Annotated in this window: 23 protein-coding genes and 1 pseudogene; 18 read left to right on the forward strand and 6 right to left on the reverse strand. The window is 35.0% G+C overall.

All coding sequences use genetic code 11. The features are described from left to right. Positions 1-23 precede the first annotated feature (23 nt). The 4 genes from fsa to LCF45_RS03390 all read left to right on the forward strand — a co-directional run bounded on the left by fsa (position 24) and on the right by LCF45_RS03390 (position 4,370). Positions 24-671, forward strand: coding sequence for a fructose-6-phosphate aldolase (gene fsa, locus LCF45_RS03375; protein WP_000667669.1), 648 nt, complete (start codon positions 24-26; stop codon positions 669-671). Between the two features lie 299 nt (positions 672-970). Next, entirely contained in the window at positions 971-3,364 is a 2,394-nt protein-coding gene (gene inhA2, locus LCF45_RS03380; protein WP_002125257.1) for a M6 family metalloprotease immune inhibitor InhA2, read from the forward strand. 318 nt (positions 3,365-3,682) lie between these two features. Further along, complete coding sequence (locus LCF45_RS03385) at positions 3,683-4,024, forward strand: hypothetical protein (protein ID WP_002125258.1); 342 nt, start codon at positions 3,683-3,685, stop codon at positions 4,022-4,024. Between the two features lie 16 nt (positions 4,025-4,040). After that, entirely contained in the window at positions 4,041-4,370 is a 330-nt protein-coding gene (locus tag LCF45_RS03390) for a hypothetical protein (RefSeq protein WP_033733756.1), read from the forward strand. Positions 4,371-4,388: 18 nt separating this feature from the next. On the opposite strand, the gene LCF45_RS03395 is transcribed toward LCF45_RS03390, so the two are convergent. Next, positions 4,389-5,543: an MFS transporter gene (locus LCF45_RS03395; RefSeq protein ID WP_002125260.1), complete on the reverse strand. Its 1,155-nt coding sequence runs from the start codon at positions 5,541-5,543 to the stop codon at positions 4,389-4,391. 226 nt (positions 5,544-5,769) lie between these two features. Between LCF45_RS03395 and bdhA the strand changes: the two genes are divergently transcribed. The 6 genes from bdhA to LCF45_RS03425 all read left to right on the forward strand — a co-directional run bounded on the left by bdhA (position 5,770) and on the right by LCF45_RS03425 (position 12,066). Next, positions 5,770-6,822 (forward strand): (R,R)-butanediol dehydrogenase, encoded by a 1,053-nt coding sequence (gene bdhA, locus LCF45_RS03400; RefSeq protein WP_000645834.1) that lies wholly within the window; start codon positions 5,770-5,772, stop codon positions 6,820-6,822. Positions 6,823-6,940: 118 nt separating this feature from the next. Next, entirely contained in the window at positions 6,941-7,285 is a 345-nt protein-coding gene (locus tag LCF45_RS03405) for a potassium channel family protein (RefSeq protein WP_000948238.1), read from the forward strand. 264 nt (positions 7,286-7,549) lie between these two features. Next, positions 7,550-8,401, forward strand: coding sequence for a phospholipase CerA (gene cerA, locus LCF45_RS03410; RefSeq protein WP_002029789.1), 852 nt, complete (start codon positions 7,550-7,552; stop codon positions 8,399-8,401). 76 nt (positions 8,402-8,477) lie between these two features. Next, positions 8,478-9,479 carry a sphingomyelinase C gene (gene sph, locus LCF45_RS03415; RefSeq protein WP_003187254.1) on the forward strand — a complete coding sequence of 334 codons (1,002 nt, stop codon included), beginning with the start codon at positions 8,478-8,480 and terminating at the stop codon, positions 9,477-9,479. A 113-nt stretch (positions 9,480-9,592) separates the two neighbouring features. Continuing rightward, complete coding sequence (locus LCF45_RS03420) at positions 9,593-10,765, forward strand: amino acid deaminase/aldolase (protein WP_263894533.1); 1,173 nt, start codon at positions 9,593-9,595, stop codon at positions 10,763-10,765. Beyond that, entirely contained in the window at positions 10,753-12,066 is a 1,314-nt protein-coding gene (locus tag LCF45_RS03425) for a D-arabinono-1,4-lactone oxidase (protein WP_002125266.1), read from the forward strand. Before LCF45_RS03420 ends, LCF45_RS03425 begins: the two co-directional genes overlap by 13 nt. A 4-nt stretch (positions 12,067-12,070) precedes the next feature. On the opposite strand, the gene LCF45_RS03430 is transcribed toward LCF45_RS03425, so the two are convergent. Then, complete coding sequence (locus LCF45_RS03430) at positions 12,071-13,225, reverse strand: VanZ family protein (RefSeq protein WP_002188324.1); 1,155 nt, start codon at positions 13,223-13,225, stop codon at positions 12,071-12,073. A 171-nt stretch (positions 13,226-13,396) separates the two neighbouring features. Between LCF45_RS03430 and LCF45_RS03435 the strand changes: the two genes are divergently transcribed. Next, complete coding sequence (locus tag LCF45_RS03435; protein WP_002125270.1) at positions 13,397-13,600, forward strand: hypothetical protein; 204 nt, start codon at positions 13,397-13,399, stop codon at positions 13,598-13,600. A gap of 192 nt (positions 13,601-13,792) precedes the next feature. On the opposite strand, the gene LCF45_RS03440 is transcribed toward LCF45_RS03435, so the two are convergent. Together LCF45_RS03440 and LCF45_RS27110 are read right to left on the reverse strand one after the other, a co-directional pair. Then, a complete protein-coding gene (locus tag LCF45_RS03440; protein ID WP_002010553.1) occupies positions 13,793-14,605 on the reverse strand; it encodes an undecaprenyl-diphosphate phosphatase in 813 nt (270 codons plus the stop codon). A 132-nt stretch (positions 14,606-14,737) separates the two neighbouring features. Next, positions 14,738-15,241: pseudogene (locus LCF45_RS27110) on the reverse strand (methyl-accepting chemotaxis protein); the annotation flags it as partial. A 661-nt stretch (positions 15,242-15,902) separates the two neighbouring features. Between LCF45_RS27110 and LCF45_RS03450 the strand changes: the two are divergent. The 5 genes from LCF45_RS03450 to LCF45_RS03470 all read left to right on the forward strand — a co-directional run bounded on the left by LCF45_RS03450 (position 15,903) and on the right by LCF45_RS03470 (position 19,965). Beyond that, a complete protein-coding gene (locus LCF45_RS03450) occupies positions 15,903-17,153 on the forward strand; it encodes a 3D domain-containing protein (RefSeq protein ID WP_002186966.1) in 1,251 nt (416 codons plus the stop codon). 103 nt (positions 17,154-17,256) lie between these two features. Next, on the forward strand, positions 17,257-17,484 hold the full coding sequence (locus LCF45_RS03455) for a helix-turn-helix transcriptional regulator (protein WP_098218877.1): 228 nt from the start codon (positions 17,257-17,259) through the stop codon (positions 17,482-17,484). After that, positions 17,477-17,950, forward strand: a complete 474-nt coding sequence (locus LCF45_RS03460) for a DUF2178 domain-containing protein (RefSeq protein WP_002090909.1) — start codon at positions 17,477-17,479, stop codon at positions 17,948-17,950. Before LCF45_RS03455 ends, LCF45_RS03460 begins: the two co-directional genes overlap by 8 nt. A gap of 115 nt (positions 17,951-18,065) precedes the next feature. Then, the gene (locus tag LCF45_RS03465) at positions 18,066-18,698 is read left to right on the forward strand and encodes a class A sortase (RefSeq protein WP_002186970.1); all 633 of its coding nucleotides are present in this window, start codon (positions 18,066-18,068) and stop codon (positions 18,696-18,698) included. Positions 18,699-18,843: 145 nt separating this feature from the next. Next, positions 18,844-19,965 carry a YHYH domain-containing protein gene (locus LCF45_RS03470; RefSeq protein WP_002186972.1) on the forward strand — a complete coding sequence of 374 codons (1,122 nt, stop codon included), beginning with the start codon at positions 18,844-18,846 and terminating at the stop codon, positions 19,963-19,965. 30 nt (positions 19,966-19,995) lie between these two features. Here the strand turns inward: LCF45_RS03470 and LCF45_RS03475 are convergent, their stop codons facing one another. Then, positions 19,996-21,381, reverse strand: coding sequence for a peptide MFS transporter (locus LCF45_RS03475; RefSeq protein WP_002090906.1), 1,386 nt, complete (start codon positions 21,379-21,381; stop codon positions 19,996-19,998). Positions 21,382-21,634: 253 nt separating this feature from the next. Between LCF45_RS03475 and brnQ1 the strand changes: the two genes are divergently transcribed. After that, positions 21,635-22,936: a branched-chain amino acid transport system II carrier protein BrnQ1 gene (gene brnQ1 / locus LCF45_RS03480; protein ID WP_404468342.1), complete on the forward strand. Its 1,302-nt coding sequence runs from the start codon at positions 21,635-21,637 to the stop codon at positions 22,934-22,936. A 134-nt stretch (positions 22,937-23,070) separates the two neighbouring features. Next, positions 23,071-24,792 (forward strand): DUF2339 domain-containing protein, encoded by a 1,722-nt coding sequence (locus tag LCF45_RS03485; RefSeq protein ID WP_078203677.1) that lies wholly within the window; start codon positions 23,071-23,073, stop codon positions 24,790-24,792. Between the two features lie 35 nt (positions 24,793-24,827). On the opposite strand, the gene LCF45_RS03490 is transcribed toward LCF45_RS03485, so the two are convergent. Then, a complete protein-coding gene (locus tag LCF45_RS03490) occupies positions 24,828-26,375 on the reverse strand; it encodes a hypothetical protein (RefSeq protein WP_002169142.1) in 1,548 nt (515 codons plus the stop codon). Positions 26,376-26,537: the final 162 nt, after the last annotated feature.

Raw genomic sequence — 26,537 nt, forward strand, 5'->3', positions numbered from 1 at the left:
AAATTAGGAAGGAAGAATAACAAATGAAATTTTTTATTGATACAGCAAACATTAACGAAATTAAAGAGGCAAATGCATTAGGTGTAGTAGCTGGAGTAACGACAAATCCATCACTTGTAGCAAAAGAAGGCGTAGATTTCCATGAGCGTATTCGTGAAATTTGCAGCTTTATTGAAGGACCTGTAAGCGCAGAAGTAATTAGCTTAGAAGCTGATAAAATGATTGAAGAAGGAAAAGAGTTAGCAAAAATCGCTCCAAACGTTGTTGTAAAAGTTCCAATGACAACAGAAGGCTTAAAAGCAGTAAAAGCATTCTCAGATTTAGGAATTCGTACGAACGTTACATTAGTATTCTCAGCGGTGCAGGCATTACTTGCAGCTCGCGCTGGTGCGACATACGTTTCACCGTTCTTAGGTCGCCTAGATGATATCGGTCATAACGGTATGGACTTAATTCGCCAAATCGCAGAAATCTTTGCAATTCACGGCATTGAAACAGAAATCATTGCAGCATCTGTCCGTCACAGTGTTCATGTAACAGAAGCAGCATTAAACGGTTCACATATTGCAACAATCCCAGCAAACGTAATCGCTTCATTAGTGAAGCACCCATTAACAGATCAAGGAATTGAGAAATTCTTAGCTGATTGGGAAAAAACACAAGAGAAATAATACGAAATGGAGAACCCAAGTTTAATTAACTTGGGTTCTTTTTTTTGTTTGAAAGAATTTTCATGCAATTGTGCATATTGTCTTTTAAATTTTTAATATAAGCTATTTAATATATACAAATCACTCTTTATTTTTCACATTTCGACATAAAAAGATAGAGGGTCTGACCAGAAAACTGGAGGACATGATTCTATAACAGAAAGCTTATTGCTTATAGAATCATGTCTTTTATTATACAAGGGAGGATAGATTACGTATTTTTATCTGAAGTTTAAGATTGATACAAGGGGATGAGTAAGATGAGAAAAAAAGCGCCATTTAAAGTGTTGTCATCGTTAACGATCGCGACAATCATCGGATGCTCAGCTGTAATGAGTGCTCCGTTAGCATACGCAGAAACGCCAGCAAAAGAAAGTGTGTCTACAACACCAATTGATTACAATTTAATTCAAGAAGATCGTTTAGCGGAAGCACTGAAGGAAAGAGGAACAATTAATCCAGCATCTTCTAAAGAAGAGACGAAAAAGGCTGTAGAGAAATATATTGAAAAGAAACAAGGGGATCAGGCAAATAAAGAAATTCTTCCAGCGGATACTGCTAAAGAGGCATCTGATTTTGTGAAAAAAGTAAAAGAGAAAAAAATGGAAGAAAAGGAGAAAGTAAAGAAACCTGAAAAAAATGTTAGCCCTGAGCAAAAACCGGAACCAAATAAAAATCAATTGAATGGGCAAGTTCCAACTTCTAAAGCAAAGCAAGCGCCATATAATGGACCGGTTCGAAATGATAAAGTATTAGTATTACTCGTTGAATTTAGTGATTATAAACATAATAATATTGATCAAACGCCAGGGTATATGTATTCGAAAGACTTTAGTAGAGAGCATTATCAAAAAATGTTATTTGGTAATGAGCCGTACAAGCTATTTGATGGTTCGAAAGTAAAAACGTTTAAACAATATTATGAAGAGCAGTCTGGCGGTAGTTATACGACGGATGGATATGTAACCGAATGGCTAACTGTGCCAGGGAAAGCGTCTGACTACGGTGCTGATGGTAGTAGTGGTCACGATAATAAAGGACCAAAAGGCGCACGTGATTTAGTGAAAGAAGCTTTACATGCAGCTGCTGAGAAAGGGTTAGATTTATCTCAATTTGATCAATTTGATAGATATGATACAAATGGTGATGGAAATCCAAATGAACCTGATGGTGTAATTGATCATTTAATGGTAATCCATGCTGGTGTTGGTCAAGAAGCTGGTGGCGGTAAATTAGGTGATGATGCAATTTGGTCACATCGTTCAAAATTAGCAATAGATCCAGTAGCGATTGAAGGTACAAAATCAAATGTAGATTACTTTGGTGGAAAAGTAGCAGCGCATGATTACACAATTGAACCAGAAGATGGAGCAGTAGGTGTATTTGCGCATGAATTTGGACATGACCTTGGTTTACCGGATGAATATGACACGAAATATACTGGAACTGGTTCACCTGTTGAAGCGTGGTCATTAATGAGTGGAGGTAGCTGGACAGGAAAAATCGCAGGAACAGAGCCAACTAGTTTCTCACCACAAAATAAAGATTTCTTACAAAAAAATATGGGTGGTAACTGGGCAAAAATTTTAGAAGTAGATTACGATAAAATTAAGCGTGGTGTAGGAGTTCCTACATATATTGATCAAAGTGTTACGAAATCCAATCGTCCAGGCGTTGTACGTGTTAACTTACCAGGTAAAAGTGTTGAAACAATTAAACCGGAGTTTGGAAAGCATGCATATTATAGTACAAGAGGAGATGATATGCATACAACATTAGAAACACCATTCTTTGATTTAACAAAAGGAACAAATGCAAAATTCGATTATAAAGCAAATTATGAGTTAGAAGCAGAGTGTGATTTCATCGAAGTACATGCTGTAACAGAAGATGGAACGAAGACGTTAATTGATAGAGTTGGAGAAAAAGTAGTACAAGGAGATAAAGACACGACAGATGGAAAATGGATTGATAAATCATACGATTTAAGTCAATTTAAAGGGAAGAAAGTGAAACTACAATTCGACTATATTACAGATCCAGCTTTAACATATAAAGGTTTCGCGATGGATAATGTAAATGTAACAGTTGATGGACAAGTAGTATTTTCTGATGATGCAGAAGGAACATCTAAAATGCAGTTAAATGGATTCGTTGTTTCTGATGGGACAGAGAAGAAACAACATTATTATTATTTAGAGTGGAGAAACTATGCTGGATCAGATAATGGATTAAAAGCAGGAAAAGGTCCGGTGTATAATACTGGTCTTGTCGTTTGGTATGCAGATGATAGTTTCAAAGATAACTGGGTTGGGGTACATCCAGGTGAAGGCTTCCTTGGTGTTGTAGACTCTCATCCAGAAGCGTTTGTTGGTAATTTAAACGGGAAACCAGCGTATGGTAATACAGGCATGCAAATTGCAGACGCTGCCTTTTCATTTGATCAAACACCCGCATGGAGTGCAAATTCATTAACACGTGGACAGTTTAACTATTCTGGATTACAAGGTGTTACAACTTTTGATGATTCAAAAGTATATAGTAACAAACAAATTGCAGACGCGGGAAGAAAAGTTCCAAACCTTGGACTTAAATTCCAAGTTGTTGGACAGGCAGAGGATAAATCGGCAGGCGCTGTTTGGATTAAACGTTAATAACATAAAAGCACATTCTTCATATGAAGAGTGTGCTTTTTAATTTGTACATTAAGTTATTATTTTAGCTTATGTAATACAATTGTCTGTTCATATGTAGTGTATCAAATTATGTGGGTAAAGGAAATATTTCCGAGGAAATTGTCGAAGTATCGTCGGTATTTATACACTTTCTTTGTAGAAGAAGAAATGTAATATTGCCTTTACAGTTTAATTTATTTACATTGTTATTTGGCTATACACAAAAGTGATATATTCGGCAATCAAAGAGCTCTATTCGATAGGGCTCTTTTTTATGGATAGAAAGGAGTGAACTAAATGAAAGAAATAATTGAATGTCCACAGTGTGAAGGGAATATTACTGCACAACATATTATTGATCTCCCGCATCCTTTTTCATTCAGGTGTCCACACTGTAAGGTGAAATTAAAAGAAATGAGGATCACACCATGTTTAATATTAGCGGCAATTTGTATAATTCCACTGTTTATTATGATTGGAGAGAGTATTAAGGAATTACTAGTAAAATATTTTTCTATTATAGATGATGTACCAACTGTACTTATTTTCTTCTTATTTTGTTATCCGTTGTATTATCTTTATGAAAAATATAATGCCATATTGTTTATTAAATACGGCTTGTTGAAAGTCAAAAGTTGAATAGGAGCTTATCATTATGTTGTGGAAAGTTTATTTAGTAATTATAGCGATATTAACTATAACTTCGCTAGTAAGAGGCATGTTTCAAACACTAATTCAAAAGTTTGATTTTGTGGTGACTATAATCACGTGGATTGGGCTATTTGGTTTTGTCTTTGATGTAGAGATAGTAACCCCACTCGTTTGGAAATGCATCTTCCTGTTTAGTGTTATTTGGACTTTGAGTGCCGTTTTTGTTTTACGTTTATATGAAGAGAAGGATGAACCGCTACCTTTTATATTCAAATTAATTGGTATTATCCCAACGCTGCCATTATATTACGGATTATATCAATATGCATTTTAAAAAAAGACAATGATGGAATTAACCCATCATTGTCTTTTTTACTTTGCTTCTTACAAAAATCATTCCAGCAAATGTTAACAAGAATGCAGTTCCGATAACGAAGCTGACGCTAGGCGATGCCCCGATTGCTCCGACTGTAAAGGAGCCAGCAACAACTCCTAATGAGAAGAAAGCATAAAACAATCCGAATGCTTTTCCGCGCTTATCATCTGTCGTATTTTCAACAAGTAATGCATTTATCGATGGGAAAAGGATAGCGAATCCAATGCCATAAATCATCATAACGATAAAGAGCATACCTTTTGTTGCGAATAATCCAAGTAAAGATAACGCGAATGCCATTACTGCAATCCCAATTAGCATGAGTTTGGAACGATTAAATCGATCGTAAATACGGTTTGTTGGTAGCAAGAAGAAGAGGATAGCGGTAATTCCGAATACACTTAACATCATGCCTGTTGTAGATGCTTTAAGCGCTAATGCCTCAACTTTCACTGGTAGCATATAAGTGACAATTCCTTGTGAGAACATTAGTGTGAAAGCACCAATATATGCTTGCAATAACGGTTCTGATTTCAATAGTTCAATCATATCTTCTTTGTTCATCATTTGTGTTCTTGAGGTATCTTTTCTTGATACGTTATTTGGTAAGAAGAATAGAGATACGATTGTACCAAGGACCATTAAAATAGAAATGGTGATGAACACCCACTCTATACCAGCAGTTGCTTTCATAATTCCACTGAAAGCCGGTCCTACAATTGCCGCTGTTCCAACAGCAGCACCAGATAGAGCCATTGCCTTACCTTGTCTTGCTGAATTTGTTTGTTTTGATAAAAACGTAAAGGCAGCAGGAATTAAAAATCCGTCACTAAAGCCGTGCATAAAGCGCACAACTAATAGTTGTTCACCACTTTGAACAACGGTGTATAACAAGACTATGAAACTCGTAAGTCCCATGCTTATATAAAGTATTTTTTTTGCACCAAATTTATCGACAGCAGCGCCAGCAATAATATTACCGATCATATTAGCGAATGAGTACATACCGACAACTAGCCCAATAATAAGAGGAGATCCTCCAAGACTTTGAGCGAACGTACTCATAATAGGTAATTGTGAAAATGTATCTAAAAACGCTACGATAACAATAAAGTAAATAAAATATTTCAAGCGATATTCACCTCTCCTATGCTATTATGGCATAATGCTAATTTCAACCGCAATGAAATTAGCATTAACAGATGTGGAAAAAAGTACAAAGTGACAAAATATTGAACGTTATTTGTTAAAATTTAGTGGAATTGAGATTGTTTTTTTGAAATATATGGATAGAAGTATTATAATAGATTGGTAAACTTCACCAGGTTAAGTATATACGTAGAGAGGGATGTATAAAATGAAAGCATTACTTTGGCATAATCAACGCGATGTACGAGTAGAAGAAGTACCAGAACCAACTGTAAGACCAGGAGCAGTTAAGATTAAAGTGAAATGGTGTGGTATCTGCGGAACAGACTTGCATGAATATTTAGCAGGACCTATTTTTATTCCAACAGAAGAGCACCCATTAACACACGTAAAAGCACCGGTTATTTTAGGTCATGAGTTTAGTGGTGAGGTAGTTGAAATCGGTGAAGGCGTTACTTCTCATAAAGTGGGAGATCGCGTCGTTGTAGAACCAATTTATTCTTGTGGTAAATGTGAAGCTTGTAAACATGGACATTACAATGTTTGTGAACAACTTGTTTTCCACGGTCTTGGCGGAGAAGGCGGCGGTTTCTCTGAATATACAGTAGTACCAGAAGATATGGTCCACCATATTCCTGATGAAATGACGTATGAACAAGGTGCACTTGTAGAACCAGCAGCGGTAGCAGTTCATGCAGTACGTCAAAGTAAATTAAAAGAAGGGGAAGCTGTAGCAGTATTTGGTTGTGGTCCAATTGGACTTCTTGTCATTCAAGCAGCTAAAGCAGCAGGAGCAACTCCTGTTATTGCAGTAGAACTTTCTAAAGAACGTCAAGAGTTAGCAAAATTAGCAGGTGCGGATTATGTATTAAATCCAGCTACTCAAGATGTACTAGCAGAAATTCGTAACTTAACAAATGGTTTAGGTGTAAATGTGAGCTTTGAAGTAACAGGTGTCGAAGTAGTACTTCGTCAAGCGATTGAAAGTACAAGCTTTGAAGGACAAACTGTAATTGTTAGTGTGTGGGAAAAAGATGCGACAATTACGCCAAACAATCTTGTACTAAAAGAAAAAGAAGTTATCGGTATTCTTGGATACCGTCATATCTTCCCAGCTGTTATTAAATTAATTAGCTCTGGCCAAATTCAAGCAGAGAAATTAATTACGAAAAAAATCACAGTAGATCAAGTTGTTGAAGAAGGATTTGAAGCACTTGTAAAAGATAAAACACAAGTGAAAATTCTTGTTTCACCTAAATAATAGAGAATAGTAAAAAGTAGCCCTTTTCTAGAAATAGAAGAGGGCTACTTTTTTTCTATACAGAAAGGTGATAGACTTTCCTTTAACTACAGGTATTTTGTTTGGAAGGGGAAGTCTAATGCTTTCATTTATGTTGACATTGAAACGGATGCTAAAAGCTTGTTTACGAGCGTGGAAAGATAAAGAATTTCAAGTATTATTCGTATTAACATTTTTAACATTAACATCTGGTACGATTTTTTATAGTACAGTTGAAGGATTACGTCCTCTTGACGCTCTATATTTTAGTGTGGTTACGTTGACGACTGTCGGTGATGGGAATTTTAGTCCGCAAACTGATTTCGGAAAGGTATTTACAATCTTATACATATTTATTGGGATTGGATTAGTGTTTGGATTTATTCATAAATTGGCAGTTAATGTGCAACTGCCAAGTATATTATCGAAAAGAAAAAAAGAGTAAAGCGGTTAATCGCTTTACTCTTTTTTTACATTAGTTTAGACAAGTATTTGCAGTAGCTTAACAATATTTTATTACAATGTAAGTGTATTCATTCATTATATTCACTATGTATAAAGTTATAATGATATGAACATTTGCATATTTTAATTTATTGATAGAAATTTTGTGAAAGGTGGGATATTCTAGTCATAGGTTAACCGGAAGACATCGTAGGATCCTAACAAAATATGAAAAATAATTCAATTATAAAATGGAGGATTTCAGATGAAAAAGAAAGTTCTTGCTTTAGCAGCAGCTATTACATTAGTAGCTCCGTTACAAAGTGTTGCATTTGCTCATGAAAATGATGGGGGAAGTAGAATAAATATAGTTCACCGCTGGTCTGCTGAAGATAAGCATAAAGAAGGCGTAAACTCTCATTTATGGATTGTAAACCGTGCAATGGATATTATGTCTCGTAATACAACACTTGTAAAACAAGATCAAGTTGCACTATTAAATGAATGGCGTACGGAGTTAGAGAACGGTATTTATGCTGCTGACTATGAAAATCCTTATTATGATAATAGCACATTTGCTTCACACTTCTATGACCCTGACAATGGAAAAACTTATATTCCATTTGCAAAGCAGGCAAAGGAAACTGGAGCTAAATATTTCAAATTAGCAGGTGAGTCATACAAAAATAAAGATATGAAACAAGCATTCTTCTATTTGGGGTTATCTCTTCATTACTTAGGGGATGTAAATCAACCGATGCATGCGGCAAACTTTACAAATCTTTCGTATCCACAAGGGTTCCATTCTAAATATGAAAACTTTGTAGATACGATAAAAGATAATTATAAAGTAACGGATGGAAATGGATATTGGAACTGGAAAGGTACAAATCCAGAAGATTGGATTCATGGAGCGGCAGTAGCTGCGAAACAAGATTACTCTGGCATTGTAAATGATAATACGAAAGATTGGTTCGTGAAAGCAGCTGTATCACAAGAATATGCAGATAAATGGCGCGCTGAAGTTACACCAATGACAGGTACGCGATTAATGGATGCACAACGTGTTACTGCTGGATACATCCAGCTTTGGTTTGATACGTACGGAAATCGTTAAATATTTGAAAAAGGTCAAATCTCAGAATAGAGTATTTGGCCTTTTTATCACTACACAGTACATGGAGGTATGAAACGTGAAAGGTAAATTGCTAAAAGGTGTACTTAGCTTTGGGATTGGTTTAGGAGCTTTATATAGTGGATCTTCAGCTCAAGCAGAAATGTCTATAAATCAAAATAATACATTAAAAGTGATGACGCATAATGTGTACATGCTATCAACGAACTTATATCCGAACTGGGGACAAAATGAGCGTGCTGATTTAATTGGGGCAGCGGATTATATGAAAAATCAAGATGTTGTTATATTAAATGAAGTATTTGATAATAACGCTTCAAATCGCTTATTAGGAAATTTGAAGAAAGAATATCCAAATCAAACGGCAGTATTAGGTCGTAGTAACGGAAACGAATGGGATAAAACATTAGGTAACTATTCATCTTCGACCCCTGAAGATGGCGGTGTAGCTATTGTGAGTAAATGGCCAATTGTTGAAAAGATTCAATATGTATTTGAAAAAGGATGTGGGCCAGATAACTTATCAAATAAAGGATTTGTATACACAAAAGTTAAGAAAAATGATCGTTTCGTTCATGTAATTGGGACACATTTACAAGCTGAAGATAATATGTGTGGACAAACTTCGCCAGCATCTGTACGTACAAAACAGCTACAAGAAATTCAAGAGTTTATTAAAAATAAAAATATACCAAATAACGAGTATGTGTTAATTGGTGGTGATATGAATGTGAATAAAATAAATGCTGAGAATAATAGTGACTCAGAGTACGCATCCATGTTCAAAACATTGCACGCTTCTATTCCATCTTATACTGGACATACTGCAACTTGGGATGCGACGACAAACAGTATTGCGAAATATAACTTCCCCGATAGCCCTGCCGAGTATTTAGATTATATTATTACAAGTAAGGACCATGCTAATCCATCGTATATAGAGAATAAGGTGTTACAGTCGAAATCGCCACAATGGACTGTTACGTCATGGCTCAAAGAATATACATATAATGATTACTCGGATCATTATCCAGTAGAGGCGACTATTTCTATGAAGTAGAGTAGCCTTGAAAAAGTTTCTTCGTAAAGAAGAAACTTTTTTTATTTGAAAACAGGAAAATCATTCTTTCTTTCCAATATGTATAAGACATATATAGAAGAGGAGAGAAAACTGTGGATAGAGGAATTTTTAAGGAAGTTCCATTACCGTGTGCATTTTTAGATGAAGTGGCTTTAGAGAGGAACATTCAATCGATTATAGAGTTAAGTGGAGATAAGAAGATTCGTATAGCGAGTAAATCATTACGCTCTGTTCCAATTATAAAAAAGATTTTGGCTGCAAATAATCGCTTTCAAGGTATTATGTGTTTTTCTCCTAGAGAAGCTTTGTTTTTAATTGAACAAGGATTTAATGATTTATTGCTCGGATATCCTGTTTATGATGAAAGAGCTTTACATGAAATTAGTTTGCTGACAAAGCAAGGGCACATTATAACTTGTATGGTGGATTGTGAAGACCATATTACTTATTTAGAAAAAATTGCTGAGAAGTCTAAAGGGTGTTTTCGCGTTTGTTTGGATATTGATATGAGTAGTCGTTTTTTGAAATTTCATTTTGGTGTAAAAAGATCCCCGGTAAAAGATGTGCAGAGCGCTTTGAAAATAGTAGAAAAGGTGAAGGGCTCATCATATTTAATACTAGATGGTGTAATGGGATATGAAGCTCAAATTGCCGGGGTGGGGGATCATATACCGAATCAATGGATGAAAAGTAAAGCTGTTTCGTATTTAAAGAAGAAATCAGTGTTAGAGGTTAAAGAAAGAAGAGAACGTATCGTAAAAGAAATACAAAACCTTGGTATTGAACTAAGATTTGTAAATGGGGGAGGAACAGGAAGTATAAAAACAACTGAGCAAGATAACTCAGTTTCAGAGATTACTGTAGGATCCGCCTTTTACTCTCCTAAACTGTTTGACTATTATAAAGAAGTAAAATTTCAGCCAGCTGCCGGATTTGCTTTACCAGTTGTACGCAAACCGGCTCCTTTTATTTATACTTGCCTAGGTGGCGGATATATTGCCTCAGGTGCAGTTGGTAAAGATAAAGAGCCTGAGATTTGGAGGCCGGGTGGTGCAAGACTATTAGCGTTAGAAGGTGCTGGTGAAGTGCAAACGCCAATTTTTTATGACGGTGAGGAACGAGTAGCGATAGGAGATTCTATCTTGTTTCGTCATAGTAAAGCTGGAGAGTTATGTGAGCGTTTTCCTGTTTTGTATCGCATTAAACAAGGGGAAATCGTTGGAGAGTATTCAACATATCGGGGGGATGGACAATGCTTTCTATAAAGGGACAAAAATGGAGAAATTGGACAGGGAATGTAGAAGGAACACCGCATTATACGATGTATCCAAAAAGTATACAAGATGTAGTAGAAGTTGTGGGGCTTGCACGAAAAAAAGGAAAGAAAATTCGTGTTGTCGGTTCAGGGCATTCTTTTACACCTCTTGTGCAAACGGAAGAAATTTTAGTTTCTTTAGATGAATTGAAGGGCATTGCAAATATTGATGCAGAGAAGAAGGTTGCCGAAGTATGGGCGGGAACAAAGCTACATGATTTAGGGAAGTTACTTCAGGAAAAAGGTTATGCGCAAGAAAATTTAGGAGATATTGATTCACAATCTATTGCAGGAGCGATTAGTACGGGAACTCATGGGACGGGTGTTACATTTGGGAGTTTATCAACACAAGTTATAGAGATCACGGCAGTTTTATCAACAGGTGAGAGTATAGTTTGTTCAGAAACCGAGAACGCCGAATATTGGAAAGCATTTCAGTTGTCGCTTGGAATGCTAGGTATCATTGTAAAGATAAAATTGAAGGTTATCCCAGCGTATTCGCTTGTTTATGAAAGTGAAAAACAATCATTGTCTACTGTAATGAACAAACTAGAAGAATATAAGAAGAATCGTCATTTTGAATTTTTCGTTTTTCCTTATTCAGATGAAGTACAAGTGAAATTTACAAACGAAACAACGAGTAAAGAAAGTGATTTGAAATGGCATAAACTAAAGGTGGAGTTACTTGAAAATAGGATGTTCTCTTTATTATCTAAAGGGTGTAAATGGTTTCCTTCTATAAGTAAAGGAGTAAGCCGATTATCAGCTAAGGCTGTACCGAACACGAAAATAATTGGACCAAGCTATGAAGTGTTCGCTACATCACGTACAGTTCCATTTTATGAAATGGAGTACAGTGTCCCTTCAAAGTATATGAGGGCTGTTGTAGAAGAAATTTCAAATCTTATTGAAAAGAAAAAGTATAAGGTGCACTTCCCGATTGAATGCCGCTACGTGAGAGGTGATGATATATGGCTCAGTCCAGCATATGGAAGAGATTCAGCGTATATAGCTGTTCATATGTATAAAGGTATGAAGTATGCCGCTTATTTTGGTGAAGTGGAGAAAATTTTTTTAAAGTATGAAGGGCGCCCACATTGGGGGAAAATGCATACGTTAACGTACGAAAAATTGCAAAATATATATCCAGAATTGCATTCGTTTCTAAAAGTGAGGAAGTCACTAGATGAAACAGGAATATTTTTAAGCCCTTATACAGAAAAGTTATTTACGATTATGAAAAAAAGCTGACAAATTAGTATTTGTCAGCTTTTTTAAGTGTAATTGCATTTCTTGTATGACTAATACGCTCGTAAAATAGTAATTTATCACTGCTAAATACATGTAATAAAACATGAATAATAAATAGCCCGTTAATTACAAATTGGAATAACAGTATAACTAGTAATACTAAAGGCTCTGTATGATTTAAAATAGAGCTACTAGAAAGAATGTAATTGATTCCACCTAAAATGAAATAGAATATACCGTAACGAATGAATAATTCTTTTAGTGTAATACGCTCTGCTTGTCCTTTAATGTAAATGCGAAGCAACGCTTTCCCTATTGTTCTTCCATTTGTAAAATATGGGATGATAATAAAGTAAATTAAGATTGAACATGTAATGAAAAGGAGTTCGTATACATTTGTGTAAGATTGGATATTAGAAATGAAGAAAGAATTTCCTTTGTTTTTAATGACAGGTACAACGATAGATAAGAAAATCCAATCAATTTGCATCGCGATAAGGCGACGAACGAATCCGACTGGTTTCGTTTCCAAATCAATACGACTATCTAACTCGTTTGCTTTCGGAAGGAAGTACGTAAATATTGGTGCAATGATAAAACCAATTACGCCACCTAGTGTATTTAAAAACAAATCATCGATATCAAATAAGCGATATGCACAATTATAAATACCATATAGTCCAGTCACTTGTGTTAGCTCGAAAAATAGTGAAAGACAAAAAGAAATACAAATAGTCTGTAAGAAACTACGTCGGAAATAATAACGTAAGTAAATACCGAATGGAACGGTTAATAGAACGTTAAAAGCAACTTGTAAAAATGCAGATTCTTTTAATAACAAGAAATAAGTAGTAGGTTTCGTTAAAATTGCCGATGTATGATTACTAATCTCTTGTATGAAATAAAATGGTGAGAGTTGCATGTGCTGTGTATTAGCCGGTTGTAGGCTACAAGTATCATACGTTTGTGGTAATGGCAAAATAACAAGAAAATAGGCATTTAATAAGTAGAGTAATAATGAGTATAAAATAAATGAGCGCCATTTATTTAAATAACCGTATTTTCGATAATTAAATATTAAAAAAGGAATTAAGAGAAACATTGCTAAAATAGGAAATAAAATAAAAGCTGTTTTTACTGGAAATAAATATGCAGTCAAAATGAAGCTCCTTTCAATGAAAATTCGTTTATCATTATAGCGCTAAAAGGAGTTTAAAACAAAGTTAAAATATTTCGAAATAGAAAGAATTACAAATTTTATCGGAATTAAGTTATACTAAATCTAATATAAGGATATTGTGATTATATAAGTTGAGAGAGGGTACTAGATATGCAATATGAGCTTTTTTCGGTAAGCGGGGATCATATTACAACTTTTGAAAGCACATGGCGTTTTCAAGAGGGGGAACAGATTTTTGTTCATGATGATAATACAAAACGAAATTTTATTATTATTCGCTTAACACATGATTTATTTCAAAAAAATTCACATGCTATTCGCTTGTATTGTCAGGAAAAGAAAGTTTATGCATAAGGAAAAACCACTTACTGTATGAGGGCAGTAAGTGGTTTTTTATCCCGCTATTTGTGGGCAGTAAAACTCCCACCTCAAAATTCAGGTGGAGCAAAGAAGTTAGGTGGGAGCCCTGCTGTCGGTAAAAGCCCGATTGGTGAGGGCTAATAATCAGGAGGGATGAACAAAACCCCCACTGATTAAAGTTTCATTTTATAAGAAAATGATAGTTAGCACACCTACGATAATACAGTAGAAAGAGAAGTATTTTAAATTTCCTTTTGCCATAATGTTCATAAACCATTTTAATGAAATATATGTCATGACAAATGTTGCGATGAAAGCAACAATATAAGGTACAAATAATGTATCTAAATTTGGATCGTTTGCAATGTCTGTAATACTTAACAATAAACCACCTAAGCTAACAGGAATGTATAGTAAGAATGAGAAGCGAAGAGCTGTTTCTTGCTTCATACCAAGTAACATTGCTGCCACGATTGTAGCACCTGATCTGCTTATACCAGGAATTAGTGCGCAAGCTTGTGCTAGACCAATAATGATTGCATCTTTCATAGAAAGGTCGCCATCATTTTTACGTCCACGCAAGTTTCGAATAATCCAAAGGCCGATAGCAGTAATAAGAAGGGAAATCCCAACCATTTTAACACCTTTTAAATAGTGGTCGATATAATCTTTAAATAAAACTCCAATTACACCTGCTGGAATGGTTGCAATAACAAGGTAAATAATAAAGAAGAAATCTGATTTTGCATCTTCTGCTCTTGTGAATATATAAGATAGACCATTCTTTGTTAGACGAATTAAATCATTTCTATAAATAAGTAATACAGCTAATAATGAAGCTGAATTAACAAGTAGCTCAAAGCTAAACCCTTCTATTTTTAGTCCTAGCAAATGCTGTGCTAAAACGAGGTGACCGCTTGAAGAAATCGGAATTGGCTCTGTTAGCCCTTGGAACAGACCAAGAATTAAATATTTTAAAATGTAGTAAAATTGTTCCATAATAACCTCCTTGTTTATTAGTCGAAAGAAACAACTTTTCCATTATAGCAAAAGAGAGGATGAATATTGAGAAGAAATAAATATTCGAAATATAATAAAAATCCCTTATACCGGTATAAGGGATTTTTATTATTAATGAGAAGCTACTGCTTCTTGAAGACTTTTTGATAATTGAACATCGACTTTTTCAGCATCATGAATATGATTCATAATAGTAGTATTTAATTTTTGGAACATTTGCTGTGTATTTGCAAATTCTCGTAATATATCATCATTACAAGATTTTTGGTTTTCGATAGCTTTAATAACATTTGTAGCGCCACTTTGTAATGTTTGAATCATTATTAAAATATTTTCAATTCTAGCGTTAGTATCGGCGCTCATTTCTACACCTTCATCAACTAAATGCAAATTATCTTTTGTGTTATCGTATGCTTTTTCAATTTCTTCTTGAATTTTTTTCGTTAAGTTACCGATGTTTTTTGTACTTTCAGCTGTACTTTCAGCTAGTTTTCTTACTTCATTAGCAACAACAGCAAATCCTTTACCGTGTTCTCCAGCACGTGCAGCTTCAATACTTGCATTCAACGCTAGTAAATTTGTTTGTGCTGCAATGTTTTGAATCACTTCTACAATTTGTTCAATTTCTTTAGAGCGTTCGCTTAAATGATTCATACTATTAGAAGTACGTTGAGATTGTTCACCTAATCTATTAATTACAATGAGTAAGCGATGAACGGATTCTTTTCCTTCATTAGAGCAATCGATAATTTCTTCAATAGATTGAATTAAGTTTTGCTCTTTTTGTAGCATTTCGTTATTTAATTCGTTGGAATGTGTAGTACGCGTAGAAACATTTTCAAAGCATGCGTTCAATTGTTGAATTAAGTTTTGGAGTGTATGATGTTGGCTATTTACAAGTTCGTGCTCTTGCATAACGCTTTTTACACGATTATGGATAGAAGATATAATTTCTTGTTTTTCCACATCTTTTTGTTTTAATTCTGCTTCTAGTTCATGTATATGAGTTTCTAGTTGATCAATTTTATGTTGGAGTGATTTCTTTTGAGTAAACATTTTATTTAATTCAACCGCCTTTAGGATTTTTAATTTCTCTATATTTGGATTTTAGCATCTTTTATAATTTTTAAATATAGGAATTGTTAAATATTTAAGAATCTATTACATTTTGTTCACAATTCTCTTTTTTTGTCATGAAAAATAAACTGTATTTAATGGTTCTGTAAACAAACTGTAAAATAAATCATGTATAACTGTATAAGAAGGGAGTCGGATTATGAACTATTTTAAGCGAATCAGTAGTCTAGTATTAGCAGGAATTATCGTTCTTTCTAGTACAGTCGCTGTAAAAGCAGAGTCAAACGACGAGAAACTTAACAACATGCAACAGCAATTGCAGCAAAACGATGCAGATATGCAGAAGAAAGAGCAAGAGAAGCAAGCTGTTAGTAAAGAAATTCAAGGTATCGAAAATGAACTACATAATTTAAATAATACAATTGCAAAAAATAAAGAGGATCAAGCTGCTATTCAACGTAAAATCGATGAAACACATAAGCAGATTGAACAAAAAAAAGCAGATATTATCGTTTTAGAAGATAAAGTCCTTGCTCGTAAGGATATTATGAAAAAACGTATGGTTTCTGTTCAAAATAGCTCAAATACGAGTTTAGTAGTAGAAGTTGTTGTAGAATCAAAAAACTTTGCAGATTTCATACAACGTATGAACGCAGTTACTACTATTCTAGAAGCAGATAAAGAAATTTTACGTCTACAAGAACAAGATCTTCGTCAAATTGAAGAAGATAAAAAAGCAATTGACGAAAAAGAAGCATCTTTAGTAGTAGATAAGCAAAAATTAGCAAAAGCACAAGCGGATTTGCAAGATAACTTGAAAAAACGTCAAGATAACTTACAAACAGTTCAAGCTAAATATAATCAGATTGCAAGCCAACTTAATTTAGCAGCGGAAGAGAAAGCAAAAGTTGAAGCAAATATGAAAGCAGTACAAGAAACAATTGCTCGTGAACAAGAAGCAGCAAGAATTGCAGCAGAAGAGCGCGCAAAAGCTGAAGCAGCTGCAAAGGCTGAGCAAGAAGAGTTGGCAAAAGCGAAGGCAGCAGCAGCTAAGCAAAAAGAAGAACAGGCAGCTAAGCCGGCAGAGCCTGTAGCTAAAGATACAACACCAACTAAGCCGGATCCAAAACCAGCTCAAGGTGGAAAAGAATTTTATGTAACAGCAACTGCTTATACAGCTGATCCATCTGAAAATGGCTATAAACCGGGTGAAATTGTAAAGTCTAAGTTAGGACATAATTTGACTGCAAATCCAAACATGAAACTAATTGCTGTAGATCCAGCTGTGATTCCATTAGGTTCTACTGTATATGTGGAAAATTATGGTACGGCGATTGCTGGAGATACTGGTAGTGCGATTAAAGGTCATATAATTGATTTATTAATGCCAGATTCAGCTACAGCTAATAATTGGGGCAGAAGAAGTGTTAAAGTTACAATTTTAAACTAAAACGTAATCCAACTTTACAAAACGTAAAGTTGGATTTTTTTATAAAAATAATGTTAAGTTGAGTTTACATTTTGTTAAGGATATCATACAATAATAGTGAGAGGTGGTAAATTTTACCATTTTAAATAGAGTGAAGGAATTAAGAGCTCGTTTTAATTTTACACAAAGTGTATTAGCGGAAAAAGTCGGAGTGACGAGACAAACAATTGCAGCAATTGAAAAAGGGGATTACGTTCCTTCATTATTACTAGCATTGACGATTTGTGATGTATTCGAGTTAAAGATGGAAGATGTATTTGTTTTAAATAAGGAGGGGGAAGAGGATGAATAGAATTGGGGTTTCTTATATCGTAAACGTGCTTTATACTGCGCTAGCCTGCTGGACATTTGTTGAATTTTATAGTGTTATTACAGAGTTAGCAGATATAATTAAAAACGAGAAGTTCCCATTTGAAGTATGGTTTAATGGAGCACCATTCATTTTATTATTTATTGGAGCTATTATAGTTACAATTTTTTATAGAATTCAAAAGAAAAAATACAAGAATTTATCTTTTTGGATGTATCCATTATTATTTCCACTAGAAGATGAACGTGAAAAAGCGATTACGGATAAAGCCTGTCGAACAACTTTTGTTTCGTTATGGTATGTGTTACCTTGTGCAGTCGGGTTTTTAACTTTTTCGCCTATTATTAATGACTATCTTCCTGGGTACCCACTGTATATTATATTCTCTATTTTCTTTATTCAAATGACGGTCTTTCACGTATCCCTATACAGAAATAAGTTAGTTTAAAAGAAACCTTCTTGCATAAGCAAGAAGGTTTCTTTTCAGCTTACACTTGTACATACAGCAATATTATCTTATCATTTTATATAGAGTAAGATTTTGTAACGGAAAGGAATTGTATATGAATAAGCAAAGAATTTATAGTATAGTAGCAATCCTTCTATTTGTTGTAGGTGGTGTATTAATCGGAAAGCCATTTTATGATGGATATAATGCAGAGAAGAAGCAGACAGCGAATGTACAAGCTGTTCAAAAGATGGAATATGAAAAGCATGATACAGAATTTGTAGATGCTTCAAAAATTAATCAACCAGACTTGGCAGAAGTAGCGAGTGCATCGTTAGATAAAAAACAAGTAATCGGTCGTATTTCAATTCCGAGCATCTCATTAGAACTTCCTGTTTTAAAAGCGTCGACTGAAAAGAATTTATTATCAGGTGCGGCAACTGTAAGAGAAAATCAAGTAATGGGACAAGGGAATTATGCACTTGCAGGGCATAATATGTCAAAAAAAGGTGTTTTATTTAGTGATGTATCAACTTTAAAGAAGAACGATAAAATTTATTTGTATGACAATGCAAATGAGTATGAGTATACTGTTACCGGTGTATCTGAAGTGACTCCTGATAAATGGGAAGTTGTAGAGGATCATGGGAAAGATGAGATAACACTTATTACATGTGTATCTGTTAAGGATAATTCTAAGCGTTTTGTTATTACGGGTGATTTAGTAGGAACAAAGGCTAAGAAATAAAGAAAAAAGAAGGTTCACTCTTTAAAGAGTGAACCTTCTTTTTTTATCCAATGTTGAGAAATAAAAGAATATTTCAGTTGGTATTTAAATATTTTTCTATTTTTATATAATAAAGTAATGATTCTAGATTTTGGGAGGAACAAAAGTGAAACAGCAAGTAAAAAAACTTCTTTTAACAACAAGTGTAGCGTTATTGGTAGCGCCAATTTCTGCTTATGCACATCCAGGACGTACAGATGCTAATGGTGGACATACGTGTCGTACAAATTGTGAAAAATGGGGATTGCAGTACGGGGAATATCATTATCACAATAAACCAGCTTCTAATAGTGGTACAACGAGTCCTGCGCCTAGTCAAAATAATAATGGTGCTGTAGAAGCAGAGAAACAAGCAGAAGCACAGCGTAAGGCTGAGGCAGAGAAACAAAGAGCTGCAGAAGAACAACGTAAAGCAGAAGAAGAGAGACAACGTGCTGCAGAAGAACAGCGCAAAGTAGAGGAAGAGAGACAGCGTGCTGCAGAAGAACAACGCAAAGCAGAAGAAGCACGTAAGGCAGAGGAAGCGCAGCGTAAAGCTGAGGCTGAAAAGGGACAAGCTGAAGGTCAAAAAAGTGGAGAGACAGATTTTAAAGCAGGAAAGAATAATGCAGAAGGACATGTAGCTGGAAAGTCAGACGCATATAAACAAGCATTCACAACTGCGTATGCTGCGACGTGGTCTTTAGAAGAACAGAAAAAAGCACATTTTGAAAAAGGTAAAGAGCAAGGGTTAACACAAGAAGCAATGGACGATAGTCAAATTACTCCTGAGTTTAAGGTGAACTTTGCAGAAGGTTTCCAAGTAGGTAATAAAGAGAGAACCGAAAAGATTGAAAAAGAACAAGCGGAACTTGGTGAAAAGGCTGGTAAAGAATTAGCTGAAAAGAAACCTGGAAATACTGAAAAGGATACATATGTGAAAGTATATGAAACCGCGTATGAAAAGGGATATAAGGCTGCTAAAAAGGCAGCGGAAAAAGCTGGATATACATATGCATTTGAAAACTACGACTTAAAAGTTCCTGCTAAGTATGAAAAGAATGAAACATTAAAGAAATGGTTTACTGAAGGATTTAAATCAAATAAAAAGGCAGCGGAAATTCGAGAAGAAGGATATAAAAAAGGAGACAGCTGGCTTTCGTTCTTCTATAAGAGTTTCGTGCCAAGTGAATATAAAGAACATAAAGGCTTGTATGAACAAGCAATAGAAAAGGGAAAGAAAGCGTAAAAAAAGATGAGGAATTTTCCTCATCTTTTTTTAATCCATCCATTTCACTAATTTCTTAGAAATTGATAATAAAACACAACCTAAAACGATCGCCACAGCGCCAATAACTGTGAATACTTCAGCATATCCAAGTGAAGTTGTGAAGCTTGCAAGCTGTCCGCCTAAAATATTAGCAATACCTGAGCTTGCTAACCATACGCCCATTAATAAAGAGGCTAGTTTTACTGGAGCGAGAGCACTAACCATTGATAGCCCGACAGGTGATAAGAATAGCTCACCTAACGTATGGAAAAGATACGTAAAGACGATAAATAGTAAGTTTGCTTTTTCTGTAATGTTATGTTCGTCACTGCCTGTTTTTAATGTAGCGATAACAAGAACAATATAACCGATACCGAGTAAGATCATACCAAGTCCCATTTTTGTTGGGATTTTCATGTCACCATTTTTTCTAGTTGCCAGTTTCGCCCATAATGCTGAAATAGCTGGTGCAAGTAAAATAATAAATAACGGATTGACCGATTGGAACCAAGATGTTGGAACTTCCCATCCGAACACAGAGCGGTCTACAAATTTGTTTGTATATAATGTTAACGAACTACCAGCTTGTTCAAATCCAGCCCAGAAGAAGACAACAAAGCATGTTAAAATGACGATAACTGTTGTACGTTGTTTTTCTTTTTTTGTTAACGGTGTATTTCCTATTGTTTGTTGTCCAGCATCCGTTTGCAAATCGCGAGTTGGTTTTTTACCGATATCACCAAGGAAGCGATTTGATAGTGTTGTAAATAAAATTTGTCCAATGATCATTCCGATTGAAGCGGCTAAGAAACCGTAACGGAATCCGAAATGAGCAACGCCATCTACTGTTGTTTTGAATAAATTTTCTGATAAAAATCCGCAAACGAGTGGAGCTAAAAATGAACCGACGTTAATACCCATATAGAAAATTGTAAATGCACTATCACGTTTTGGATCATTTTCTTCGTATAATTCTCCAACAAGTGTAGAGATATTCGGTTTGAAGAATCCATTACCGATAATAATAAGCGCTAATCCGAGGTATAGACCGACTTGGTTTTGCAAGGCAAATAGTGTAAGGTTACCGATTGCCATTGTTATACCACCAATTGTGATGGCTTTTCGTTTGCCTAGAAAACGGTCCGTTAAGTATCCACCGATCAATGGTGTGAAATAACAAGCACCAGTATAAAATCCGTAAATAGAGAGTGCCCAAGCGGGACTAAACCCAAGACCACCACTTACTAAAGCTGTTGTTAAATATAATGTTAATAATCCTCGTAATCCATAGTAACTAAATCTTTCCCACATTTCTGTAAAGAAGAGTAAGTATAAACCTGGAGGATGTTTCTTTTTTCTTTGTTGTTCTCTTTCTAGTTGTATCGCTGATTCCATAATATTTTCCTCCTGACACAAGCAAAAAACAAAGTTAATAGTATTGTATGATTAATATTTTACCTTATTAACTATTATAAGTCAATAAAGGTTGATTTTTCAGAAGAAATTTGAAAAGGGAAATAGCTATAGAATGGGTGTTTCTTTTGTGATAGACTATGGACTATGTTTTCTTTGTAAGGAAGCGGATTACCGCATTTTTTTATTTGTGGAATTGATTTCATGTAAGGTGAAATTGAAGAAGGAGAAAGAAATGAAATTGTTACAGAAAAAAGAAATTTTGCTTATTAGTCTTATGTTATTCTCTATGTTCTTTGGGGCCGGAAATCTTATATTTCCACCTTTCCTTGGATATGAAGCAGGAGAACATGTATGGATTGCATTGTTAGGTTTTATTATATCAGCAACAGGGCTTCCTATATTAGGTGTTATCGCTATTGCGAAAGCAGGGAGTTTTCAAACGTTAGCGGGCAGGGTTCATTCTTCATTTGCAATTATTTTTCCGTGTATTGTGTACTTATTTATTGGACCAGGTCTTGGTATACCACGTGCAGGAAGTTTAGCTTTTGAAATGGGACCAGGTCAGTTGTTCCCAGAAGCGGGTAGCGTAGTTTTGTTATTGTACACGGCTATTTTCTTTAGTATTGTTTACTGGTTAAGTTTATCACCGTCTAAATTAATGGGCTTGTTTGGAAAGGTGTTAACGCCTTTATTATTATGTATGATTGCTATTATATTTATAAAAAGTATGTTTACATCAGTAGGCGGTGTGAAAGAGCCTGCAGGAAATTATGGACAAGCTCCTATGTTCCAAGGATTTTTAGATGGATATTTAACGATGGATGCGTTAGCAGCTTTAATATTTGGGATTGTTATTGCAAATGCTCTGCGTGCAAAAGGTGTAGCGGATGATAAAGGTTTAGCGAAATATATGAGTATTGCTGGTATTGGAGCAGGACTATTACTAACTATTATTTATGTCATTCTTGGATATGTTGGTTCAATTAGTGGTTCATTGGGTACATTTGATAACGGTGCGAAAGTGTTAGCACAAGTTATGACTACATTATTTGGACAAGGTGGGTTAGTTTTATTAGGTCTTATTTTTACTGTCGCTTGTCTATGCGTTTCCATCGGACTTGTTACGTCTTGTAGTCAATTTTTCGCAAGTGTATTTCCGAAAGTATCTTATAAAGTTTGGGCATTTATATTAAGTTTTGTTAGTATGGTTTTAGCTAATTTAGGATTAACGCAAATTTTAAAAGTATCGGTACCGATTCTTGGATTTATTTATCCAGTTGCACTAACGCTTATTATTTTAGGGTTATTCCATAAGTATATTGGAAAGTATGTATACGTATATTCGGTAACGATTGGACTCGTAGCGGTATTTAGTGCGATTGATATTTTAAACAAAAGTGTACTGATGAATAAATGGACACCACTACTAAAAATGCTTCCGTTTTATTCAGAAGGTGTAGGTTGGATTGTTCCGGCATTTGTAGGTGTCTGCCTCGGTGTAATTGTTAGTATTGCTATAAATAAGAATAAATAAGTAAGAGGTGTTTTCCTATTTCGGAAAACACCTTTCTTTTTTGGGAAAAATAGTATTGAAAATGAATAGACTAAGAGTATGATAAAGGTAATTGGTAATATATAGGTTTTACATGAATGATGAGGGGGGAGCGTATGAAGGAGGATTTGAATAAGAAAATAGAAGCACTCGAAACGGCAATTGAAACGATGCAAGAGGCACTTTATGAATTGAAAGCGAAACAAAGAAAAATAGAAGTAGATAAAGTTCAACAAAATGTTAATAAGGAAAAGAAAGAATATATTGAAGCGGTAAGTAATGAAAAGTTACAAGAAGATGTAGTTAAGACGAGGAAGTCCATGCAAGAGCCAGAGGTGAAACAAGTAGATATATCTGCATTTAAACCAGAACCATTTAATATTATAAAGTTTTGTCAAACGTGGTTACCACGCATATTTGTCGGTATTATGCTACTTGGCGTTATTTGGTTATTCAAAGCAGGGGTAGATGCCGGATTATTGACACCAGCGATACGAGTTGTGTTTGGTATAGTACTATCTGCCGGTTTGTATTACGTAGGAGATATACAAATTAAAAGAGAGCGGCAAGCGTTAGGGTTAGTATTAGCTGGAGGAAGTATTACGGGAATTATTTTAACAACGTTTGCGGCACATTATTTATATGAGTTTATTCCTGCAAGTATTGCGTTTGTTTGCAACATTATATGGGTTGTTTTAGGGATTTATTTAGCGAAAAGATATAGATCGGAATATCTCGCTATTTTCGTGGCGGTGGGAGCATTTTTTGTTCCTTTCTTGTTAAATAGTACGACTCCTAATACGTATATTTTCTTTAGTTATGAGACGATATTAACAATTAGCCTATTATGGTATGCATTGAGAAACCTTTATAAGTACTTGTATATGATTTCTTATGTTGTTGCGGCAATTGTCCTATTTGTCTTCTTTGTTGTTATGTCAATATTAGTAGAGAATGTGCAAGTACAGTTAACAGTTGTATACGGTGCAATTCATTTACTATTATTTTGGCATATGTTTTCGGAGAGAAGTTTTATACAAGAAGCACGATTGGCGATATTTAGTGCGAATGCAGTTTTCTTTATTTTAGCCATTTCTCAAATTCCTGAATTTACAACGTGGGGATTAGTTATAAGTGCATTTGTGCATGCTGTTATGTTTGTACTTGAATATAGGAAGAATAAACATTCTGTATTTTCAAATCTAATATTTGGCTTTGCAATGGGATCATTTAGTTTAGCGATTTTATACGAGTATAGTTTGGTGAATGCAGCGATCGTATTATTGTTACAAGGTTTCCTCGGTATGGTTACTGCTATTAAAGTAAAGCAAAATATTAAGTTGTATGTAGGTGCAACGATTTATGCGATTGGAATGGTACAGACGATTTTTAGCCCGTTTGATGAGTTCATTTCAGCAGGGTTTGTCGCTCATATTATTTTAATAGGAACGTTCTATTATTGCATGATACAAGCAAAAGAAGTGTTAGCGAGTTTAGGTAAATATGTTTATTCTATAGCGCTCTACTCGTTAATGGTTATTGTATTTATTACAATTACTAGGATCGGTGAAGTTCTTTCTACAGATGGAAGTATAATTAGCGTATCTGTATCATTATTATGGATGGTATATGCTTTATTTGCAGTTTGGTTTGGCCGTTATAGACAGATGAACGAAATATTATATGCTGGATTAGTCGTATTAGTAGTAACAGTAGGGAAGTTATTCCTTCTCGACCTACCAGAGGTGTCGATGATGATTAGAGCGGTGTTATTCTTAATCGTAGGTAGTATAGGTATCGTTATTTCAAGAATGTTTTTCTCAAAAGAAGAGAAGTGAAAAGAAGGCAATCCATATTCGGATTGCCTTTTTCATTATTTTTTATTAATCGTTACAGTTTCACTATATTTCGCTGTCGTATTTTGACGTAGACGAAGTGTTGCTTGTCCAGTTGTATTTGGATCAAGTTGTACATTCACAATTTTTTCAGCAGATCCTTGGTTATTTGTGATGAAAGAGAATGCACTGCTATATCCGAAAGAAGATGGCCAAGTGCCATTTGTATTTTGAACTTTTGCCACCTGTGTTCCGCCAGTTGTGAAGATACCTAAAGAATAATTATTGTACGTTGTATTTGGTAATAAGTTATTTACTTGAATCTTCATTTGGAACACTTCATTGTTTGGTAGAATGCTAGGGTGCGTAATTACGTAATCACTCGTTGTCACTGCACCGTTATAGCCGTATGAACCTGGTTTGAAAGTATTTGTATTGAACCACTGGTAACCTTGACTTGGTGCGCTCCAAGGTTCTGGTTGTGGTTCTGTTGATAAACTTGGTTGTTCAAATGTTTGTAGAGCTGTAGGTGCATCAAGCTGTAAACCACTCACTTGATCTAAGCTTGTAAATGTTTCTTGTTTCGCTAACCAATTCACGATGTTTTCTAATAGAACAGCATCGTTTTCTTCTTTATAACCATCATAAGTTTTCTTTGTTTGACCTGAGTCTTCGCGAACATATTTTGGCGAAGCATCTTCAACAGGAGAAGAATCACCAATAAAGGCAGCTTTTCCAAGACCAACTTTCGAAATAGCAGCATAAGGCCCCTCTGCAACGCCACCACCGTTATAAACGCCGCTATCAACAGCGTTATTCCATTTTGATGGATTTTCTGGAAGATATACAAGGCCTTTCGCTAGTTTTGGATTTGTAATCGCAAGGGTAGAGCCGGCATGCATTGCTACAGATGAAACGCCAGTTGTAATTCCGAATGATTGCACAGGTGAGACAATATTTTTAGCTGAAACATCACCAAGTGCATTGTAACGGAAGCGAATACCGAAATTATCGGATAGCCAATCAGAGCTTTCTACTCCTTGCATAGCTTGTGAAGTTGTTTCTTCATTAGACATTCCCTTTGCTGGATTATCCCATGCCCCGCGTCTATATCCATTGAACACTTCTGAGGAGTCCCAGCGGTTTTTATTACGATCTGCATTATAATGATCGGCAATGAAGAAAATACTGCCGCCATTTTTCACGTATTGTAACATTGCGTCTTGTTCAGATTTTTTGTAAGGAATATTTGCCTCTGGAACGATAAACACGTTGTAATTTTTTAAGTCGTCGTATGTAATAGGTGTTGATTTACGAAGTTCTTTTACATGATATCCGTTTTGGGCAATGCCGTTTCCGAAATCAGAAAAGCCGCCATCAATAACCCAGTCAGCTGTCCCAGCAGTTTGACCGTGCGTATTATCAAATAATACTTTCTTCCCATTGTTTTGATTTACAACCTTTGCAGCAATTTCAGGAGCTGGGTCTACAGAGCTTTCGGCATAAGTAGACGGTATGAACGAACTCCCCATACTAAGTGTAATTGCTGTTGCTAAAGAAAATGTAATCCATTTTTTATTCTTCATAGAAGAATCCCCCTAATAATAAATATATGTGCTTTAATAATGTAATTTATTTTTCTGAAAAAATAAAGACAGAAAACGTAAAAAATATTAAAAAATTGTAAAAATACCGTGAATTTTGTTGAGAAATATTTATATAGGCAATAAAAAATCCCTTCCAATTAA

Origin of the sequence: Bacillus sp. 41-22 (assembly GCF_025809295.1) — a bacterium.
Lineage (GTDB): Bacteria > Bacillota > Bacilli > Bacillales > Bacillaceae_G > Bacillus_A > Bacillus_A mycoides.

Excerpts from the sequence above, each read along its gene's own strand:
- fsa (WP_000667669.1), top strand. The coding sequence starts at position 24 with ATGAAATTTTTTATTGATACAGCAAACATTAACGAAATTAAAGAGGCA.
- inhA2 (WP_002125257.1), top strand. The coding sequence starts at position 971 with ATGAGAAAAAAAGCGCCATTTAAAGTGTTGTCATCGTTAACGATCGCG.
- LCF45_RS03385 (WP_002125258.1), top strand. The coding sequence starts at position 3,683 with ATGAAAGAAATAATTGAATGTCCACAGTGTGAAGGGAATATTACTGCA.
- LCF45_RS03390 (WP_033733756.1), top strand. The coding sequence starts at position 4,041 with ATGTTGTGGAAAGTTTATTTAGTAATTATAGCGATATTAACTATAACT.
- bdhA (WP_000645834.1), top strand. The coding sequence starts at position 5,770 with ATGAAAGCATTACTTTGGCATAATCAACGCGATGTACGAGTAGAAGAA.
- LCF45_RS03405 (WP_000948238.1), top strand. The coding sequence starts at position 6,941 with ATGCTTTCATTTATGTTGACATTGAAACGGATGCTAAAAGCTTGTTTA.
- cerA (WP_002029789.1), top strand. The coding sequence starts at position 7,550 with ATGAAAAAGAAAGTTCTTGCTTTAGCAGCAGCTATTACATTAGTAGCT.
- LCF45_RS03425 (WP_002125266.1), top strand. The coding sequence starts at position 10,753 with ATGCTTTCTATAAAGGGACAAAAATGGAGAAATTGGACAGGGAATGTA.
- LCF45_RS03435 (WP_002125270.1), top strand. The coding sequence starts at position 13,397 with ATGCAATATGAGCTTTTTTCGGTAAGCGGGGATCATATTACAACTTTT.
- LCF45_RS03440 (WP_002010553.1), bottom strand. The coding sequence starts at position 14,605 with ATGGAACAATTTTACTACATTTTAAAATATTTAATTCTTGGTCTGTTC.
- LCF45_RS03450 (WP_002186966.1), top strand. The coding sequence starts at position 15,903 with ATGAACTATTTTAAGCGAATCAGTAGTCTAGTATTAGCAGGAATTATC.
- LCF45_RS03460 (WP_002090909.1), top strand. The coding sequence starts at position 17,477 with ATGAATAGAATTGGGGTTTCTTATATCGTAAACGTGCTTTATACTGCG.
- LCF45_RS03465 (WP_002186970.1), top strand. The coding sequence starts at position 18,066 with ATGAATAAGCAAAGAATTTATAGTATAGTAGCAATCCTTCTATTTGTT.
- LCF45_RS03475 (WP_002090906.1), bottom strand. The coding sequence starts at position 21,381 with ATGGAATCAGCGATACAACTAGAAAGAGAACAACAAAGAAAAAAGAAA.
- brnQ1 (WP_404468342.1), top strand. The coding sequence starts at position 21,635 with ATGAAATTGTTACAGAAAAAAGAAATTTTGCTTATTAGTCTTATGTTA.
- LCF45_RS03485 (WP_078203677.1), top strand. The coding sequence starts at position 23,071 with ATGAAGGAGGATTTGAATAAGAAAATAGAAGCACTCGAAACGGCAATT.
- LCF45_RS03490 (WP_002169142.1), bottom strand. The coding sequence starts at position 26,375 with ATGAAGAATAAAAAATGGATTACATTTTCTTTAGCAACAGCAATTACA.